This is a genomic window from Gordonia sp. LMA167 (assembly GCF_058130025.1).
The window spans coordinates 282,626-299,232 of the sequence record NZ_CM176708.1 but is presented as its reverse complement, the minus strand read 5'-3'; the positions used below and the strand labels follow the sequence as shown (position 1 = coordinate 299,232).

The following is a 16,607-nucleotide window of genomic DNA, read 5'->3' as shown; positions in this document are numbered from 1 at the left end:
GCCGGGGGTGGCGAGTGGGTAGGGTATCAGGCGGGTTTTCGGCGGACGGTGTTGTCGAACAGTTCGTTCCACTCGTTTTCCCATGGCCAGTGTTGGGGCAGATGTAATGTCAGGCGCCGCGCGGAGCGGGCGATACGGGCGGGCACGGTGATCAGGGTACGGCGGATGGTGGCGGTGGTCGCGCGCGCCAATCGTGGTGATCTGGTCAGTGTGGCCGCTGCGCGGGTCAGGTTGAACGCGATCACTGCGCAGTGCAGCCAGGCGGCGTTGGCGGCGAACACGCCCGAGGGCAGGTGGGCCAGTGCTGATGCTTTGAGGTCGGCGTGGACTTGTTCGATGACTGCGTGGCGGCGGTGGAGTTTGTCGGCGGCCACGGTGTCGACGTGCTCGGCGGGCAGGGTGGTGAAGAACGCGTGGTAGCGCCAGCCGGTGAGCAACTCCTGCTGGTTGGTCGGTTTTTCGGCGGGCACCCGCCGCACCACCAGGCGGCCGGTGACGGGATGTTTGGCGCCGGCTTTGGTGAAGGCGACATGCTCGGTCTCGGCGACCTGAGCACGGTGAATCCAGGTGTTGGTGTCGGGGTCGAGGACCGGTTGGGTGTAGGTGATCGTCGTCCATTGGTCCTCGGCGATGAAGTCGATCTTGCGTCGGATCGCCGGGAACAAACTCACCCCGATCGACACATACGCGCCGTGGTCGACGGCGGCGGCGACCACTTTGTGCGAATAGAACCCCGAATCGGCGCGCACCACCACCGACCGACTGACCTCACCAGCGCTCGCGGTGCGCCTCGCCGTCCTAGTGGCCTGCTCACCAGCCGCATCGGTACTGGTCACGTCCGTGCCGGTACTGCCGGTACTGCCGGTGCTGGCCGTGCTGGCCGTGCTGGCGGTGCTGGCCGTGGTGGTGGTGGTGTGGCAGGTGCGCAGCCGACCCACCGTGGGCCGGGGTGATCGTGGCGAACAACCCGTTGAGGCCGCGGACGCCGGTGTAGCCGACCGCGGCACCCTGTTTGGCCTGCCCGTACACCCCGATCACCGTGTCGTCGATATCGACCATCACCATCGAGTCGTCGATCCCGTCGAGCAGTCCGCTGCCCTGGCACAGTTCACCGAGCAGGCGGGTGGCGACCGCACTCAACTGCCGCGAATGCCCGTAACTGAATGACCGCAGAAACGATCCCAACGTCGACGGCGCGTACAAGCGGTCATAGACCGCGCCCATCGCGCCGTGACGCAGCACAGCCATGTCGTCGATACTGTCGGCGCCCATCACCATGCCCGCCACCAGCGAGGCCACCTTGTCCCCGGCGTGCGCGCCGGTGTCACCACCCAGACGCACATGCTCATCGGCCAGACGGTCCAACCCGGCCGCACGCGCCAGCGCCATCACCGGGACCACCCCGGCCGAGGCCACCAAATTGCCGTCATCGAACTGCGCGGACCCAATCCCAACGGTATGCGACAATTGCATCTGCGAGATGCCTTCCTGTGTGACTGATGAGATCTTCGACAAATCCCATCCTTTCACTGCAGCAAGGCATTTCGCGTCTCCAAAACACCCAAAACACAGAAACCCTCCACAAACCGGTGGATCCAGGCTCAGGGATCGGGGTGGTGACGGCCCTTCGCTGGCGCTCCGGACCTCCTCAGGGATCGGGGTGGTGACGGCCCTTCGCTGGCGCTCCGGACCTCCTCAGGGATCGGGGTGGTGACGTCTTCCGCTGGCGCTCCGGACTTCTCAGTCTCAGGGGCCGGTGGGTACGTCTTTCGCTGGCGCTCCGGACCTCCTCAGCCTCAGGGACCGGGTGGGTACGTCTTTCGCTAGCGCTCCGGACTTCTCAGGTATCGGCCGGCGGGTCGTCGGACACGGCGGCTGCCGCCTCGGTGATGATCGCCCGCATCGCCGACTCGGCGGCGACGGGATCGCCCAGACGTATGGCGCGCGCGACATCATCATGCAGCGCAATGGCTTCCGGGTTCGGCTGGTCGGGCATCATGCCGTGGTGTGTTCGGCCTGCGAGTACCTCGTAGACGACATCGGCGAGCGCGCGAAACATCTCGTTGCCGCTCGCCTCGAGTAGCGTGCGGTGAAAAACCTTGTCGGCCTCCAGATATGCCTCGAGGTCGACGCTTCGCCCGTGCACCGACATGTCCGAGACCGCCGCCGCCAGAACGCGACACTGATGTTCGTCCGCGCGTTCCGCGGCCAATGCGGCTGCCACCGGCTCGAATCCGCGCCGTAGCTCCGACAGTGTGAGCAGGAAGTCGGTGCGGTCCGCTCCGTCCAGGCGCCACCGGATCAACTGCGGGTCGAACACGCTCCACTTCGTACGGGGCTGAATGGTGATGCCCACCCGACGGCGTGAGGCCACGAGTCCCATCGATTCCAGAACTCGGATCACCTCGCGTGCCACGGTCCGCGAGACTCCGTGCTCGGTGCAGATGCCGTCGAGCGTGATGACGCTGTCGGCGGCCTGCTCGCCCGAGACGATTCGGCGACCGATGGTCGCGAGCACCTGGTCATGGCGCTTGCCCGCGCCCGATGTGTCCTGACTCACGCAATCATCTTCTCATTTCGCATCGATCCGTGTGAATAGAAGTACTTGTCAAGCTTGCGACTTGCAAAAGTATGACTATTGAGGCACTCTATGTGACCAGCAACACAACATGTGAGGAGTGCGCATGCGGTCACCAGTGGTCGTGATGGGTGTGTCGGGGTCGGGCAAGTCAACCGTGGGTGCGGCGTTGGCCCAGCGCCTGCAGGTGCCGTTCGCGGATGCGGACGACTTTCATCCGCCCGAGAACATCGCCAAGATGTCGGCCGGGCACGCGCTGGACGACGATGACCGCCGCCCGTGGCTGGAGACCATCGGCGAGTGGCTGGCGCAACACGCCGACGGCGGCGTGATGAGCTGCTCGGCGCTCAAGCATTCGTATCGCGATCAGCTGCGCGCGCATGCATCCTCGGTGTTCTTCGTGCACCTCGACGGCCCGATGGAGGTCATCGCCCGCAGGCAGGCCTCCCGGCCGGGACATTTCATGCCGGCGAACCTGCTCGAATCGCAGTTCGCCACCCTCGAACCACTCGGTGTCGACGAGCGGGGCGGCGTCGTCGACGTCGATCAAGGCGTCGACGCCATCGTGAACCAGTCGGTCGACATTCTCGAAACGGAAAGTGCGAAGTGATGATCTCTCTGACCAATCCGTCGACGGCGGTGCTCGCCGTCGACACCGAACTGCCCGAGCCCATCGCGTCCGGCTGGCAACTGATAGTGGCTGCGCTGGCCGGCATCGCGGTGATCGTGCTGGCCATCACCATCGCCAAGGTGCATCCGTTCCTCGCGTTGATCGGCGGTGCCGCGACGGTCGGAATCGTTGCGGGCGAATCGATCCCGACCCTGCTCGACTCATTCACCACGGGGTTCGGTGCCACGGCGGCCGGCGTCGGCATCCTCATCGCGCTCGGTGCCATGTTCGCCAAATTGTTGGCGGACTCGGGCGGAGCGGACGAGATCGTCGACACCATCGTCGGACACGCGTCGCCACGGCTGCTCCCGTGGGCGATGGCGCTCGTGGGCGCGATCATCGGCCTGCCGATGTTCTTCGAGATCGGACTCGTGCTCCTGATGCCGGTGATCTACCTGGTGGCACGTCGTTCAGGTCTGGGGCTGATCCCGATCGGTATCCCGGCGCTGGCCGGTCTGTCGGCCATGCACGGGTTCGTGCCGCCGCACCCCGGCCCGCTCGTGGCCATCGACGCCCTCGGCGCCGACCTGGGCACCACGCTGGCGCTCGGCGTGCTGGTTGCGATCCCCACGATCATCGTCTCGGGTCCGCTGTTCGGGACCCTCGCGGCCCGATGGGTCACCGTGCCCATCCCGCATACCTTCGACGCGGACCCGGCAGACGGCCCGACCACCCGTCGTCCGAGCTTCGCCATCACCATGTTCAGCGTCCTGCTGCCGCTGGTCCTGATGCTCGGTAAGGCGTTGGCGGAGATCTTCATCGACGACGAGAACCAGATCGTCCGGAAGGTGCTCGATGTTCTCGGTACCCCGGTCATCGCACTGCTGATCGCGGTGGTGGTCGCGATGTTCACGCTCGGCCGCGGGTCGGGGATGGATCGGGCGGCGATTTCCAAGTGCACGGGTGCGGCACTGCCCGCGATCGCCGGCATCCTGCTCATCGTCGCGGCCGGCGGCGGCTTCAAGCAGGTCCTCGTCGACACCGGTATCGGCACACTGCTGGCCGACTGGGCCACCGACGTCAACATCTCGGTCCTGTTGCTCGCCTGGGTCCTCGCCGCGCTGATCCGCCTGGCCACGGGATCGGCGACCGTCGCAACGATCACGGCGTCATCGCTGATGTTGGGACTGGTCGACGGATTGAGCTCCGGCGAGGTGTCGCTGGTCGTGCTGGCCATCGGTGCGGGATCGGTCTTCCTGTCCCACGTCAACGACGCCGGCTTCTGGCTGGTCAAGGAGTACTTCGGGATGAGTGTCGGCCAGACCTTCAAGACGTGGTCGATGATGGAGACGGTGTTGTCGGTGACCGGGCTCGTCGTGGTGCTCGCGCTCGGGGTGTTCATCTGACGCGGCGTGATGACCCGGATCACCTGACCAGGTTACTGTGCGGTAGGTTACCTCTCCATGAGACGTACATGGGGGAAAATCTCAGGAGGAACACGCCGTCGGTCCTGGTCACCGGGTCGCTGGGCGACGGTGCTGACCACCGGTCTGGTCGTGGGGGCCGGACTGGTCGTCGCCGCGCCGCCGGCGAGTGCGGCGGGGGATTTCTACACACCACCGACGCACTTCGCGAGCGCACCGGGGTCGATCATCAAGTCGCAACCGAGCCCGTTGCTCCTGCAGATCCCGGGGGTACCCGATCAGTGGCCGGGTACCGGGACGCGCATCATGTACACCTCGGCGTACCAGGACGGGACGTCCGCAGCGGTCACCGGAACGGTGGTGGAGCCGACTGCGCCATGGCGGGGTAAGGGTCCGCGGCCGACCGTCGTGCTCGGACCGGGAACCGTCGGCCAGGGCGATCAGTGCGCCGGATCCAAGATGATGAGCTTCCCGCTGGCCATCGACCCGTCGAAACCGAGTCTGGCGGTCAACTACTCGGGTCTCGAGATGAACCTGCTGTTGCTCAACGGCGTGCGGGTGGCGATGACCGACTACATCGGCATGGGCACGCCGGGCGTGCACACCTACGTGAATCGGCTCGAATCGGGCCATGCGATGCTCGACGCGGCGCGGGCCGCATTGCGGGTCGCCCACGCTCCGGCGAACGCGCCGGTCGCGTTATCGGGATATTCGCAGGGTGGCGGTGCGGCGGCGTCGGCGGCCGAGCTCGCCGCGACCTACGCTCCCGAGCTCAACGTCAAGGCCACGTACGCGGGCGCCCCGCCGGCCGATCTGGCCAAGGTGACCAGTCAGATCGACGGCACCTTCATCGCCGGTGCCATCGGCTATGCGATCAATGGTCTCGCGGCCCGGTATCCGGCACTGCAGCCGATTCTCGACCGGGAAACGACACCGACCGGCCGCCAGGTCCTGAAGAACGTGGCGACACAATGCATCGGCGACACGGGCCTGACCTACGGGTTCGCTCACACCAACCAGTGGACCCGGACGGGCGAATCGCTCTCCGCGGTGATCGCCCGGTCTCCGGTGGCGCGCAAGGCCGTCGACGACCAGCGCATCGGCCGGCTCAAGCCCAACGCGCCGGTCCTGCTCGAGGGCGGCATCAACGATGATGTCATCCCGTACGGGCAGGTGGTGCAGCTCTACCGTGATTGGAAGGCTCAGGGCGCCGACGTCGCGATGGTGACCAACCCGACGCCGCCGATCTTCCCGGGCCTGGTGGTCAATCACGCCCTGCCGATGCTGGGCACGCTGTTGCCGGCGATGAACTTCCTGATGGGGGAGTTGAACGGGTAGTTGCCGGGCGCGGATGGACACGATCGTCCCCGTGGGCGCTTTCCGAGGGAAATATCCCTTGATGGTCGCTGACGGGGACGATTTCAGCCAGTTCGCAATCCGACCGCGACCAGCATCGCCGCAGCGGGCCCTGATTGTGCTCAGATTCTCGTGCCGACATGATCAAATGTCTGGATGGGGTGGAAATCGCGAGCGGCCGCGGTGGTCTTGGTGTCGTTGCTCGGAACGTTTTCCCTGGTAGCGCCGTCGGCACACGCGCAAGACGTGGTCGGACCGACGGGCACCTCACTCATGCACGGTGACCTCTACTCGACCGACTCGACGCCGTTCCGCGGGCCGGGGAGAAGCGCCCGGTTGGCGGCGTCGTCGGTGCCCGGCGGGGCGTGCGCTGCGACGTTCATAGGACACGACGGCATGCCGGTGTCACTGTGTACGCAGTTCGTCGCCCTTGATCCGCCGGCGTTCGCCGCGCCCACCGTGACGTTGTTCGATCCGCACACGGCGGCCCCGCTGGCGTCACTGCAGCTGACAAAAGGCGGCCTGCTCGGCGGCGTGTACGGCTACCTCGACGGGCGTGACCGGGTCGTCGTCGCGGACGGGTCCGGTGCGATCCTGCGTGTCGCGCATCGTCGGAGCGCGACCGGTTGGCAGGTCTATGTCGACGACCGTGTCGACGTCAGCAGCCACATTCCGCCCGGCGACGCGGTGACGGGTCTCGCACCGGACGAGCGCGGCCGGGTCTGGTTCGTCACCACCAAGGGTGTCGTCGTGACGGTGGATGCGGCCAAGCGGGTCCGGTCGATGCACCTGCGGCCGGGCGAGGAGTTGGGCAACGGGCTCACCATGCGCGGTGATCATGCGTCGGTGCTGACCACCCACGCGCTCTACGAGATGACCGCCGGTGACAACGGTGTGCCGCGCACCATCTGGCGCCGGGCGTACGACCGGGGCGAGGCGCGCCGGCCCGGCCAGCTGACGTGGGGGTCAGGCACCACACCGACCTACTTCGGACCCGGCGGCGACGGCTGGGTCGCGATCGTCGACAACGCGGCGCGTCCACAGCTGATCGTCTACGACAGCGACACCGGTTCCACCGTCTGCCGGATGCCCGCGTTCGGTACATCGGGTCAGGGCACCGAGAACTCGATCATGGCGTGGGGCACTGCGCTGGTCATCCCCAGTACCTACGGCTATCAGTACCCGCCGATGGCGGTCACCGGTCCGAGCGTGCCGGCAAACGCGCCGTTCGTCGGTGGCGCGACGAGGGTCGACGTGTCGGAGAAGGGCTGCCGGCGGGTGTGGGAGAACTCCGACCGCATCGCGACGCTGCCGAAGCTGTCGCGTGCCGATGGCCTGATCAATGCGCTCGGCTACGGCCCGTACGTACCGGGAACCATCCAGCAGGTGGGTCCGATCTATTATGTGGCAACCGATTTCGCCACGGGTAAACGAGTCCGCACGCTCAGGGTCGGGGACGGCCTGATCGACGAGCCGCTCGAGTTGACGGGGACCATTGCCCGCGACGGCACCCTCTGGCAGGCGACCGTCGGCAGGATGCTGAAGATCGCGCGGTGACCCATCGGCAGCGTGGAACAATCGGTCACATGACCGACCCCGACGACCCGGATCGGATTCCGACGCAGGCCGAACTCGACGCCGAGGACCTGGCCGCCATCGAGCGGAGTTCCCGGGACCGCGACCAGGCGAATCTCTACCCGCCACGAGCCGACGACCCCGGACCACCGCCCGAGGCGCTGGCGCTGCATGCGCGTGTCGCATTCTGGGGTGCGGCGATCGCCGGTGCGGTCAGCGTGGTCTACGGGTTCGTCAACCTCGGCACGATCACCGATCTGCTGCGGGACCGCCTGCTCCAGGGCATCGTCGAGGATCCGCGCAATGCCAGCCCCGAGGACCGGGTCAACTCGCTGGCGGGCTTCTTCCCGCCGTTCATGCTCATCATGATCGTGGTGTTCCTGGCCGTGGAGTACGCACTTCTCGTCGCTGCGGCGAATCATCACAGCCGCAACTGCCGCAACTTCTTCCTCGCGGCGGTGGTGGTGAACCTGCTGTGCATCCCGATCGGGAACGATCTGTTGTTCCGATACCCGGAGGTCTGGTCGGCGATGTCGGTGATCGCGTGGATTCAGTTCGCGCTGTTGCTCGTCGCGGCGCTGTTCACGCTGCGCCGCACCGTCAATCAATGGCTCCCGGCGTCGACACGGATGCGTCCGACGCGGATGCTGCGGGGGTAGGTCGCCGGCGGGGGGTTTCGATACGCCGGCTCGCAGGCTCGCGCGGCTACTCATCACCCGTTGGTCGAGTAGCCCGAGCCGCTAGGCGAGGGTGTATCGAGACCGGGTGGCGGGGGGATCTCGATACGGTGCCTCGCAAGCTCGGCGCCTACTCGATCAGCGGTTGGGTGGGCTCGCGCGGCTACTCAATCAGCGGACGGGGTCGGCTCGCGGGCTCGCGCGGCTACTCAATCACTCGTTGGTCGAGTAGCCCGAGCCGCTAGGCGAGGGTGTATCGAGACCGGGTGGCGGGGGGATCTCGATACGGTGCCTCGCAAGCTCGGCGCCTACTCGATCAGCGGTTGGGGGGCTCGGCGCCTACTCGATCAGCGGTTGGGCGGGGTGCCTCGCAAGCTTGGCGCCTACTCGATCAGCGGTTGGCGCCGAGCGCCGACCTCACCCCAGCGCGAGCAACTCCTTGGCGAACTCCGCCTCGTCGATCCGCGTACTGCGCCCATCGGCGACGACGATCTCGCCGTCGACCATCACCGTGTCGACGATCGAACGCGAACCTGTGGTCAGGATCGAGGCGCCCGGGTCGCGGACCGGCAGGGTGGCGAAGTCGCGGTCGAACCGGATCAGCGTCAGGTCGGCCGGAGCGCCGACGCTGACACCGCCGACAATTTCCGGTAGACCGAGCGCGGCATTGGCTCCGCCGCAGGCGATGTCGAGCATCTCGCCGAACCCCAACAAATCGGCACGCTTGTGCACCGCCCGCTGCACGTAGGCGGCGATCCGGAACGTCTCGAGCATGTCCTGGGTGTCGTTGCTGGCGGCGCCGTCGACGCCGAGGCCCACCATCATCCCGCGTTCGAGCATCGCGGGCACCGGAGCGATCCCACTGCCGAGACGCATGTTCGACAGCGGATTGTGCGAGACGGCGACACCGCGCTCGGCCAGAATCCGCTGCCCCACATCGTCGAGTTCGACACAGTGGACGGCCAGGACGCGATCCCAGAGGAATCCGTTGCTGTCGAGATAGTCGACGGCGCCCATGCCGGCATTCGCGAGACACATCGTGTCGTCGGTCGGGGTCTCCAGCAGGTGAATCGACACCGGCAGGTCACGCGCCTGTGCGAACTCCCGCACGGTGACCATGCCGGCCTCGGTGACCGACCGCGGGTTGGGCACGGCCAGGGCGACCGAAATCGGTGAGCCCGCCACCTGATTGCGCAGATGGTCGACGTGATCAAGGACCTCGTCGAGCGGCTGCATCAGGCGCGGCTCGAACCCCCACTTACGGGTGGCGTCGGCGCGGTCGGCGACGCCCCGCCCGAGCACGGCGCGAATGCCGGTGTCGCGCAGCGCCTGGATGACCGCGCCGTGGATCTCGTCGGACGGATGCGGCCACATGTGCTCGACGACGGTGGTGGTGCCCGATCGCAGCGCCTCCAACGATGCCGCGGTCGCGGCGAGGTAGGCCCGCTCCGGGGTGATCGCCACGGTCTCCTCGCCCACGGCCAGCAGCCATTCGAGCAGCGGGGTGCATTCGGCGATGCCCCGCATCAGTGACTGCTGCAGGTGCGTGTGGGTGTTGACGAACCCGGGGATGAGGTGGCCGTTTCCGTCGCCGGGTGCCGCCGCGTCGGTGATCGATGCGACGACTCCGTTGTCGATCCGGACGTCCTGATGGGCCAGCCACCGGCCGCCGGTGTACACGGTCACGTCGCTGAAGGTGCTCATCACTTTGCGAAATTCGCCGCGATGCGCTGGGCGATGTAGTCGCCCCCGGTGATCGGCGGGTACTTGCCCGCGGCGCTCTTGATGAGCGCGTCGGTGTTCGCCTGTGCGAAGAACGCGATCGAATAGCGCGGTCCGGTGTACTCGCCCCGCCGCGGCGCCCGCACCCGGTGGAAGTTCGACGGCAGACGATCGTCCGACCAGCGCATCAGCATGTCGCCGATGTTGCAGGTGATGGCCTCGTCGGAGGGTTCGACCGGCGTCCAGGCCTGGCCCTGTGCCTCGGCGCCGGGCAGTACCTGCAGGCCGGCCTGGCCCGTCCGCTGGAACAGCAGGGTGAGCGCATCGAAGTCGGTGTGGGCGCCCGCCCGCCAGGCGCTGTTCTCGTCGAGCAGCTCCTCGGGGAACGCGTAGTAGTGCAGCAGCCGCAGAGTGCTCTGGTATGTGTCGACGCTGGGATCGTGTGCCCGAGTGAAGAACTCGCGGTCGAAACCGAGTTTGGTGGCGAAGCATCCGAGGAGGTCCATGGCCAGCTGCCAGCACTTGCGTTCGAACTCCAGGATCGTCGTCTTGAAGCCGTCGAGTTCGGCGTCGGAGGGCCAGAGTCCATCCATCCGCGGCAGCGTCAGCTGATAGGACTCTTTCTGGTCGGGTGTTCCCACGGAGGGTCGGACCTGCGAGGTGTGCTCCCAGCCGGCGTTCTGCCCCTTCTTGAGCGGGAACTGCGCCTTGACCTCGCGGGGGAGGGCGAAGAACTTCGCCGACATCTCGAAGGCACGGTTGACCTCGTCGAGATCGATGCCATGGTCGACGACCTGGAAGAAGCCGATATCGGTTGCCGCGGACCATAGTTCGTCGGCGATCTGGTCACGCCGCGTATCGAAGTCGGCGAGACTGATGCGACGTACCTCGCGGTCGGTGGTCTCGGTGCCGATGGCGCCCATCGAGGCCTCGCGGTTGAGTTCGGCCATCTCGTAGGGGGCGTCGGTGCGCGCAGCGGTGTCGGCGACGGTGGTGTCAGGCATGGGTGACTCTCTCGTTCGAAAATGAGTTCGCATGCGCTTTTCGACGCGACACCTGAGAGAGAGGCACCGCGGACGCGAACAACGGGACTCTTGCCTGCCTGTTGCTACATACGACCTCGTGCGCTCGATGATAGGCGACCGACCCGTGGTGCGCGACTCAAGCGGCGAGCAAGGCGAGCCTGGCCTGATTTTCTGGAGTGGTTCCGTTTTCTGGACTTACTCCAGAAAACTGCTACAGTGGAGTCATGTCGGATCGCCAGCAGTTCAGTCGCCGGCTTCGCGAGGCAGGTATGCGGGTCACCGCTCCTCGGCTCGCGGCGCTGGAGATCTTGGACGCGCACCCGCACTCGACGGCAGATTTCGTCGCCGCCGGTGTGCGGGAGCAACTCGGCGGTGTGTCGACGCAGACCGTGTACGACGTGCTCAGGACCTGCGCCGATCGTGGTCTGCTCCGCCGTATCGAGCCGGCCGGCTCACCGGTTCGTTACGAGACCCGGACGGCGGACAACCATCACCACCTGATCTGTCAGGGGTGTGGCGAGATCGTCGACATCGACTGTGTCGTCGGACAGGCGCCGTGCCTGGTCCCCGACGATGATCACGGCTACCGCATCGACGAGGCCGAGGTCACCTTCTGGGGATTGTGTCCGGCATGCCGATCCGCACACCCCGCCGACGACGATTGACTGCCGGAGTCGGTAGAAGTGCCACGCCGACAGCGTGATTCATGTTTTGTGAGATGTGAGCAGGGCCTGGCGTCGACCGATGCCACGACCGTAGCTCATCGAGATGAGAGGAAATCGCCCATGACGCCTCGTACCACCACGAACACCGGGATTCCCGTCGCCAGCGACAACGAATCGTTGACCGCAGGTGCGCAGGGTCCGATCCTGCTGCACGACCACTACCTGATCGAGAAGCTGTCCCAGTTCAATCGCGAGCGGGTTCCCGAACGTGTGGTTCATGCCAAGGGCGGCGGTGCTTTTGGTGAGCTCGTCATCACCGGGGACGTCTCGCGATACACCAAGGCCAAGTTCCTGCAGCCGGGCAAGAAGACCGAGTCGCTGGTGCGGTTCTCGACGGTGGCCGGCGAGCAGGGCAGCCCCGACACCTGGCGGGATCCGCGCGGCTTCGCGATGAAGTTCTACACCGAGGACGGCAACTACGACCTCGTCGGCAACAACACGCCGATCTTCTTCATCAAGGACCCCATCAAGTTTCCCGATTTCATCCGGTCGCAGAAGCGGCTCCCGGGGTCGGGTCTGCGGGATCACAACATGCAGTGGGATTTCTGGACATTGCGTCCCGAGTCGGCGCACCAGGTGACCTGGCTCATGGGTGACCGCGGCATCCCGAAGACCTGGCGGCACATGGACGGATTCGGTTCGCACACCTACCAGTGGGTGAACGAGGCCGGCGAGCGCTTCTGGGTCAAGTACCACTTCAAGACCGATCAGGGTATCGAGTTCCTCACCCAGCAGGAGGCCGACGAACTCGCCGGAAGTGATCCCGACCATCATCGTAAGGATCTCTACGAGGCCATCGAGCGCGGCGACTTCCCGAGCTGGACACTCAAGGTCCAGATCATGCCGGTCGATGAGGCAGAGGGCTACCGATTCAACCCATTCGACCTCACCAAGGTGTGGTCGCAGCAGGATTATCCGCTGATCGAGGTCGGCAAGTGGACGCTGAACCGTAACCCGCAGAACTTCTTCTCCGAGATCGAGCTCTCGTCCTTCGAGCCGTCGAATGTCGTGCCGGGTATCGGCTTCTCGCCCGACAAGATGTTGCTGGGTCGGGTGTACAGCTACGCCGACGCCCACCGCTACCGCATCGGCACCAATTACGCACAGCTGCCTGTCAATTCGGCGAAGGCGGCGCAGGTCAACACCTACTCCAAGGAAGGTGCGATGGCCTACGACTTCTCGGCTCCGGAGGTGCCGGTCTACGCGCCCAATTCATTCGGTGGCCCGCATGCCGACCCGGCAGCGGCTGGTGACGAGGGTCTGTGGACCTTCGGCGACGAGGCGGTACGTGCCGGATACATCGAGCACGCCGAGGACAGCGATTGGGCGCAGGCGGGCACGATGGTCCGCGAGGTTCTCGACGACGCGGCACGAGAACGATTGGTGGACAATATCGTCGGGCACGTACTGGACGGTGTCACCGAACCGGTGCTGTCACGGGTCTTCGACTACTGGCGCAATGTCGATGCCGACCTCGGTAAGAAGGTGGAAGAGGGCGTCCGCCAGGGATCGGGAGATTGATCTCCTCGAGTCCGGTCCGGGAATCATCTGACGACGGAAACCGTTCAGAATCAATGTAGTTCGTTCAGTGAGAAGCGAAGAATCCAGCACGTCAACGCATCACGACACGAGGAGCTTTCCATGGCAATCGAACCCGTTTACACCATCGCCTCCACCGCGAACGGCGGCGGCCGCGACGGAGAAGTGGTCTCGCAGTCGGGACGAATCGATCTCGATCTGCGTCCGCCGAAGGAGATGGGCGGCAGCGGAGAGGGCAGCAACCCGGAGGAACTGTTCTCGGCCGGCTACGCGGCCTGTTTCCTCGGAGCGCTGCGCGCGACGGCGAAGCAGTCCGGTTCGCCTGTCCCCGAGGAGTCGACGGTCACCGTCACCATCGGGATCGGCAAAGACGAGTCCGACGGCGGCTTCGGCCTCGTGGCCACCATCGATTCCTACATCCCCGGCGTCGACGAGGCCAAGGCCAAGGAACTGGCCGAGAACGCGCACGCATTCTGCCCGTATTCCAAGGCCACCAAGGGGAACATCGCGCACAACATCACGGTGCGGGTCTGACCCCGCCACCTCAGCACACAGCCCACATTCGAAAGGAGTGGTTGAACAATGGCCACGAACACCCCGATCACCAGCACCCTGACCGAAGAGCAGCAGGCCACCACCGGCCGTGCCCTGCAGGACACCCTGGTCGACCTGATCGACCTCACGCTGATCGCCAAGCAGGCGCATTGGAACGTGGTGGGACGTCAGTTCCGCTCTGTGCACCTGGAGCTCGATGAATTGGTCTCGGTCAGCCGAGAGTTCACCGACGCCGCGGCCGAGCGGGCGACCGCCATCGGCGTCAGCCCTGACGGGCGCGCCGAGACCGTCGCCAAGACCGCGAACACCAAGGGATTCGGCGAAGGCTGGACCAAGGACGCCGACGTCGTCGCGGCGGTGATCGACAATCTTCAGGCGGTCATCGCCGGTCTACGCGAGCGGATCGAGACAACCGAGAAGACCGATCCGGTGACACAGGATCTACTCATCGGGTTCGCCTCGAAACTCGAGCAGCTGCACTGGATGTGGCAGGCCCAGACCGTCTGACGCATCTTGGCCCCGACGCCGACACGACCGATCGCCCCGGTCGTGTCGGCGTCGTCGTGTCCGGGCGACTTGTCGTGATTTCGGTGTGACCGGGCGCACTCGGGGCTCCGGGCCGCATGTAGCGTGTCAGCGTGGACAGTTGGGGAGCAGTTGTCGGTCTGGGGCTACTCGCGGCGGCCATCGGTGTCATCGCCTTCGTGCGATACCGCGAGCGCGAGACGTCGACCTTGCAGCGGGATGTGGCACTGGCCCGTGAACTGCGCGAACTCGCCGGCACAGACGACGTCCGGCTCGCGTCCGTCGACGAGTTCGAGCTCGCGATCTATCAGCGGCTGTTCTACGCATCGGTGGTGGGACCACGCGTCCGGAGTGCCGTGTGGGCGCTACTCGGAACGGTCCTCGCAGTCACTGCCGCGCTCGCGACGTCGTCGGGCGACGGGCTGCTCCACACCGTCGTGTACATCGCGGCGATCGTCGTGTCGGTGGTCTTCGGCGCAGCGACGCTGACATTCACCGGTCTGGCGCTGTTCCACACCGCGACCACCCCGCGCGTGTCCTTCGCCGAGTCCTACGCCGACAGCTGAGCCTTCGTCGCCAGCGCGCCCGCCGAGTTCGCGAGCATTCCCACGCGGTCCCTGAGGTGCCTCGCGAGGGACGAGCGATGCGATCCCACGCGGTCCCTGAGGAGCCTTGCGAGGGACGAGCGATGCGATCCCACGCGGTCCCTGAGGAGCCTTGCGAGGAACGAGCGATGCGTCACGAAGGGCCCTTCGTGACGCATCCTCGCAGGCTCGGAGGCTCCTCAGGGATCGTGATGGGATGCTCGGAGGCTCCTCAGGGATCGGGTGGGATGCTCGGAGGCTCCTCGGGGGCCCTTCGTGACGCATCCTCGCAGGCTCGGAGGCTCCTCAGGGACCGTGATGGGATGCTCGGAGGCTCCTCAGGGATCGGGTGAGGACCGGCTGCTCCTGCTGAGCGACTGCTGACTCAGCGCGCGAAGCGGCGCCGGTACACGGTCGGGGTGACTCCGACGGCCGCGTTGAAGTGATGGCGCAAGAGGGTCGACGAGGCGAAGCCCACCTGTCCGGCCACGTCGTCGACGGGGAGTGCGGTGGACTCCAGCAGCCGGCGGGCATGCAGCACACGCTGCTCGGTGAGCCACTTGTGCGGGGAGACCCCGACCTCGTCGACGAACCGGCGCGCGAACGTCCGCGTCGACATGTGCATCCGTTCGGCCAGGTCATCGACGGAGATGTCCTGATCGAGGTGTTCGACGATCCATTCGAGCATGGCGGCGAAACCGTCGGACTCACACGCGGGCACCGGTGCCTCGACGAACTGCCGCTGGCCGCCGTCGCGGTGCGGCGGGACCACCATGCGCCGAGCGATCCGATTGGCCACCTCGGGTCCGTACTCCTCGCGCACGAGGTGGAGGCACGCGTCGATTCCTGCCGCGGTTCCCGCGCTGGTGGTGATCGGGCCGTCGTCGACGAACAAGACGTCGGTGTTCACGATCGCCTCGGGATACATCTGCGCCAGCTTCTTGCCGTACCGCCAATGGGTGGTGCAGCGGCGACCGTCGAGCAATCCGGCGGCCGCCGCGGCGAACGCCCCCGAGCAGACGGTGAGCACCCGGCCACCGTTGTCGACGACGGCGCGCAGCGTGTCGAGGACTTCCGGGGGAAAGTTCGGCTCGGTGCTGCCGCCGGGGATCGCGACCAGATCTGCGTCGACACAGTCGGACAGCGAGTGTGGCGGGACGACGAATGCTCCGTGGCCGATGTTCAGGGGAACTCCGGGATCGGGGGACCCGATGAGGAACTCGAACGGCGGCACACCATCGTCGGTCCGGTCGAGGCCGAACACCTCGTTGACCACGCCGAATTCGAACAAGGCCACAGGTTCATAGAGGAGTGCGGCCACTTTTCTGAGCACTCACCCAGTATGGCAGAAAATTTGCGAACATTGTCATTCGAGCCACTGTTGGCCGGATTTTGTCGGGAACATAATTTCAGTCATGAACACCATCCTGCTGCTCACCATCCTCATCGTCGTCATCGCTCCGGCGGCGCTGATCGTCTACCGGTCCGACCGGCAGACCGCACATATCTCGCGGGTGCCGTTCGGTTTCGGTCCGGACTCGGACCGCGTCTCCGAGGAACTGTTCGCGCTGCAATTCCGGCGGCGCGACTGCGCGTGACCTCCCCGGATCGGCGGTGACGTTGCGCCATGCGGATTGCCTGTTACGTTGGGGCATCGGCGCCCAGGGAGCGCCAGAAGTTCTCGACGGTCACTGCAGGGGGTAATCGATCCG

General features: G+C 66.0%; 15 protein-coding genes and 1 pseudogene. 11 read left to right on the top strand and 5 right to left on the bottom strand.

Features of this window, described 5'->3' with window-relative positions; genetic code table 11:
- Positions 1-26 precede the first annotated feature (26 nt).
- Positions 27-1,473 (bottom strand): annotated as a pseudogene (locus tag ACVT6V_RS01325) (IS1380 family transposase).
- A 367-nt stretch (positions 1,474-1,840) separates the two neighbouring features.
- Positions 1,841-2,560, bottom strand: a complete 720-nt coding sequence (locus ACVT6V_RS01320) for a FadR/GntR family transcriptional regulator (protein WP_489898021.1) — start codon at positions 2,558-2,560, stop codon at positions 1,841-1,843.
- Between the two features lie 124 nt (positions 2,561-2,684).
- Here ACVT6V_RS01320 and ACVT6V_RS01315 point away from each other — a divergent pair, with 124 nt between their 5' ends.
- From ACVT6V_RS01315 to ACVT6V_RS01295, 5 genes are all read left to right on the top strand, one after another.
- Positions 2,685-3,188 (top strand): gluconokinase, encoded by a 504-nt coding sequence (locus tag ACVT6V_RS01315; protein WP_489898020.1) that lies wholly within the window; start codon positions 2,685-2,687, stop codon positions 3,186-3,188.
- Positions 3,188-4,594 (top strand): GntP family permease, encoded by a 1,407-nt coding sequence (locus ACVT6V_RS01310; protein ID WP_489898019.1) that lies wholly within the window; start codon positions 3,188-3,190, stop codon positions 4,592-4,594. Before ACVT6V_RS01315 ends, ACVT6V_RS01310 begins: the two co-directional genes overlap by 1 nt.
- A gap of 57 nt (positions 4,595-4,651) precedes the next feature.
- Entirely contained in the window at positions 4,652-5,950 is a 1,299-nt protein-coding gene (locus tag ACVT6V_RS01305; RefSeq protein WP_489898018.1) for a lipase family protein, read from the top strand.
- 174 nt (positions 5,951-6,124) lie between these two features.
- Positions 6,125-7,525, top strand: a complete 1,401-nt coding sequence (locus tag ACVT6V_RS01300) for a hypothetical protein (RefSeq protein ID WP_489898017.1) — start codon at positions 6,125-6,127, stop codon at positions 7,523-7,525.
- Positions 7,526-7,554: 29 nt separating this feature from the next.
- Positions 7,555-8,202 carry a hypothetical protein gene (locus tag ACVT6V_RS01295; RefSeq protein ID WP_489898016.1) on the top strand — a complete coding sequence of 216 codons (648 nt, stop codon included), beginning with the start codon at positions 7,555-7,557 and terminating at the stop codon, positions 8,200-8,202.
- Between the two features lie 435 nt (positions 8,203-8,637).
- Here the strand turns inward: ACVT6V_RS01295 and ACVT6V_RS01290 are convergent, their stop codons facing one another.
- The gene (locus ACVT6V_RS01290) at positions 8,638-9,924 is read right to left on the bottom strand and encodes an amidohydrolase family protein (RefSeq protein WP_489898015.1); all 1,287 of its coding nucleotides are present in this window, start codon (positions 9,922-9,924) and stop codon (positions 8,638-8,640) included.
- Positions 9,924-10,946, bottom strand: coding sequence for an isopenicillin N synthase family dioxygenase (locus ACVT6V_RS01285; RefSeq protein ID WP_489898014.1), 1,023 nt, complete (start codon positions 10,944-10,946; stop codon positions 9,924-9,926). The genes ACVT6V_RS01290 and ACVT6V_RS01285 overlap by 1 nt, the downstream gene beginning before the upstream one ends.
- Positions 10,947-11,191: 245 nt before the next feature.
- On the opposite strand from ACVT6V_RS01285, the gene ACVT6V_RS01280 reads away from it, so the two are divergent.
- The 5 genes from ACVT6V_RS01280 to ACVT6V_RS01260 all read left to right on the top strand — a co-directional run bounded on the left by ACVT6V_RS01280 (position 11,192) and on the right by ACVT6V_RS01260 (position 14,877).
- Entirely contained in the window at positions 11,192-11,632 is a 441-nt protein-coding gene (locus ACVT6V_RS01280; RefSeq protein WP_489898013.1) for a Fur family transcriptional regulator, read from the top strand.
- A gap of 120 nt (positions 11,633-11,752) precedes the next feature.
- Positions 11,753-13,213, top strand: coding sequence for a catalase (locus ACVT6V_RS01275; RefSeq protein ID WP_489898012.1), 1,461 nt, complete (start codon positions 11,753-11,755; stop codon positions 13,211-13,213).
- A 120-nt stretch (positions 13,214-13,333) separates the two neighbouring features.
- Positions 13,334-13,765 carry an organic hydroperoxide resistance protein gene (locus ACVT6V_RS01270; RefSeq protein WP_489898011.1) on the top strand — a complete coding sequence of 144 codons (432 nt, stop codon included), beginning with the start codon at positions 13,334-13,336 and terminating at the stop codon, positions 13,763-13,765.
- A gap of 48 nt (positions 13,766-13,813) precedes the next feature.
- Positions 13,814-14,293 (top strand): Dps family protein, encoded by a 480-nt coding sequence (locus tag ACVT6V_RS01265; RefSeq protein ID WP_489898010.1) that lies wholly within the window; start codon positions 13,814-13,816, stop codon positions 14,291-14,293.
- A gap of 131 nt (positions 14,294-14,424) precedes the next feature.
- Positions 14,425-14,877, top strand: a complete 453-nt coding sequence (locus tag ACVT6V_RS01260; protein WP_489898009.1) for a hypothetical protein — start codon at positions 14,425-14,427, stop codon at positions 14,875-14,877.
- 403 nt (positions 14,878-15,280) lie between these two features.
- Here the strand turns inward: ACVT6V_RS01260 and ACVT6V_RS01255 are convergent, their stop codons facing one another.
- Entirely contained in the window at positions 15,281-16,228 is a 948-nt protein-coding gene (locus ACVT6V_RS01255; RefSeq protein WP_489898008.1) for a helix-turn-helix domain-containing protein, read from the bottom strand.
- Between the two features lie 82 nt (positions 16,229-16,310).
- Between ACVT6V_RS01255 and ACVT6V_RS01250 the strand changes: the two genes are divergently transcribed.
- Positions 16,311-16,493: a hypothetical protein gene (locus ACVT6V_RS01250; protein ID WP_489898007.1), complete on the top strand. Its 183-nt coding sequence runs from the start codon at positions 16,311-16,313 to the stop codon at positions 16,491-16,493.
- The last annotated feature ends 114 nt before the right edge of the window (positions 16,494-16,607 follow it).

What these genes read in the sequence shown, in the direction of transcription:
- ACVT6V_RS01250 (WP_489898007.1), top strand. Translation starts at nt 16,311, where the DNA reads ATGAACACCATCCTGCTGCTCACCATCCTCATCGTCGTCATCGCTCCG.
- ACVT6V_RS01270 (WP_489898011.1), top strand. Translation starts at nt 13,334, where the DNA reads ATGGCAATCGAACCCGTTTACACCATCGCCTCCACCGCGAACGGCGGC.
- ACVT6V_RS01265 (WP_489898010.1), top strand. Translation starts at nt 13,814, where the DNA reads ATGGCCACGAACACCCCGATCACCAGCACCCTGACCGAAGAGCAGCAG.
- ACVT6V_RS01300 (WP_489898017.1), top strand. Translation starts at nt 6,125, where the DNA reads ATGGGGTGGAAATCGCGAGCGGCCGCGGTGGTCTTGGTGTCGTTGCTC.
- ACVT6V_RS01275 (WP_489898012.1), top strand. Translation starts at nt 11,753, where the DNA reads ATGACGCCTCGTACCACCACGAACACCGGGATTCCCGTCGCCAGCGAC.
- ACVT6V_RS01280 (WP_489898013.1), top strand. Translation starts at nt 11,192, where the DNA reads ATGTCGGATCGCCAGCAGTTCAGTCGCCGGCTTCGCGAGGCAGGTATG.
- ACVT6V_RS01310 (WP_489898019.1), top strand. Translation starts at nt 3,188, where the DNA reads ATGATCTCTCTGACCAATCCGTCGACGGCGGTGCTCGCCGTCGACACC.
- ACVT6V_RS01295 (WP_489898016.1), top strand. Translation starts at nt 7,555, where the DNA reads ATGACCGACCCCGACGACCCGGATCGGATTCCGACGCAGGCCGAACTC.
- ACVT6V_RS01305 (WP_489898018.1), top strand. Translation starts at nt 4,652, where the DNA reads ATGAGACGTACATGGGGGAAAATCTCAGGAGGAACACGCCGTCGGTCC.
- ACVT6V_RS01285 (WP_489898014.1), bottom strand. Translation starts at nt 10,946, where the DNA reads ATGCCTGACACCACCGTCGCCGACACCGCTGCGCGCACCGACGCCCCC.
- ACVT6V_RS01315 (WP_489898020.1), top strand. Translation starts at nt 2,685, where the DNA reads ATGCGGTCACCAGTGGTCGTGATGGGTGTGTCGGGGTCGGGCAAGTCA.
- ACVT6V_RS01290 (WP_489898015.1), bottom strand. Translation starts at nt 9,924, where the DNA reads ATGAGCACCTTCAGCGACGTGACCGTGTACACCGGCGGCCGGTGGCTG.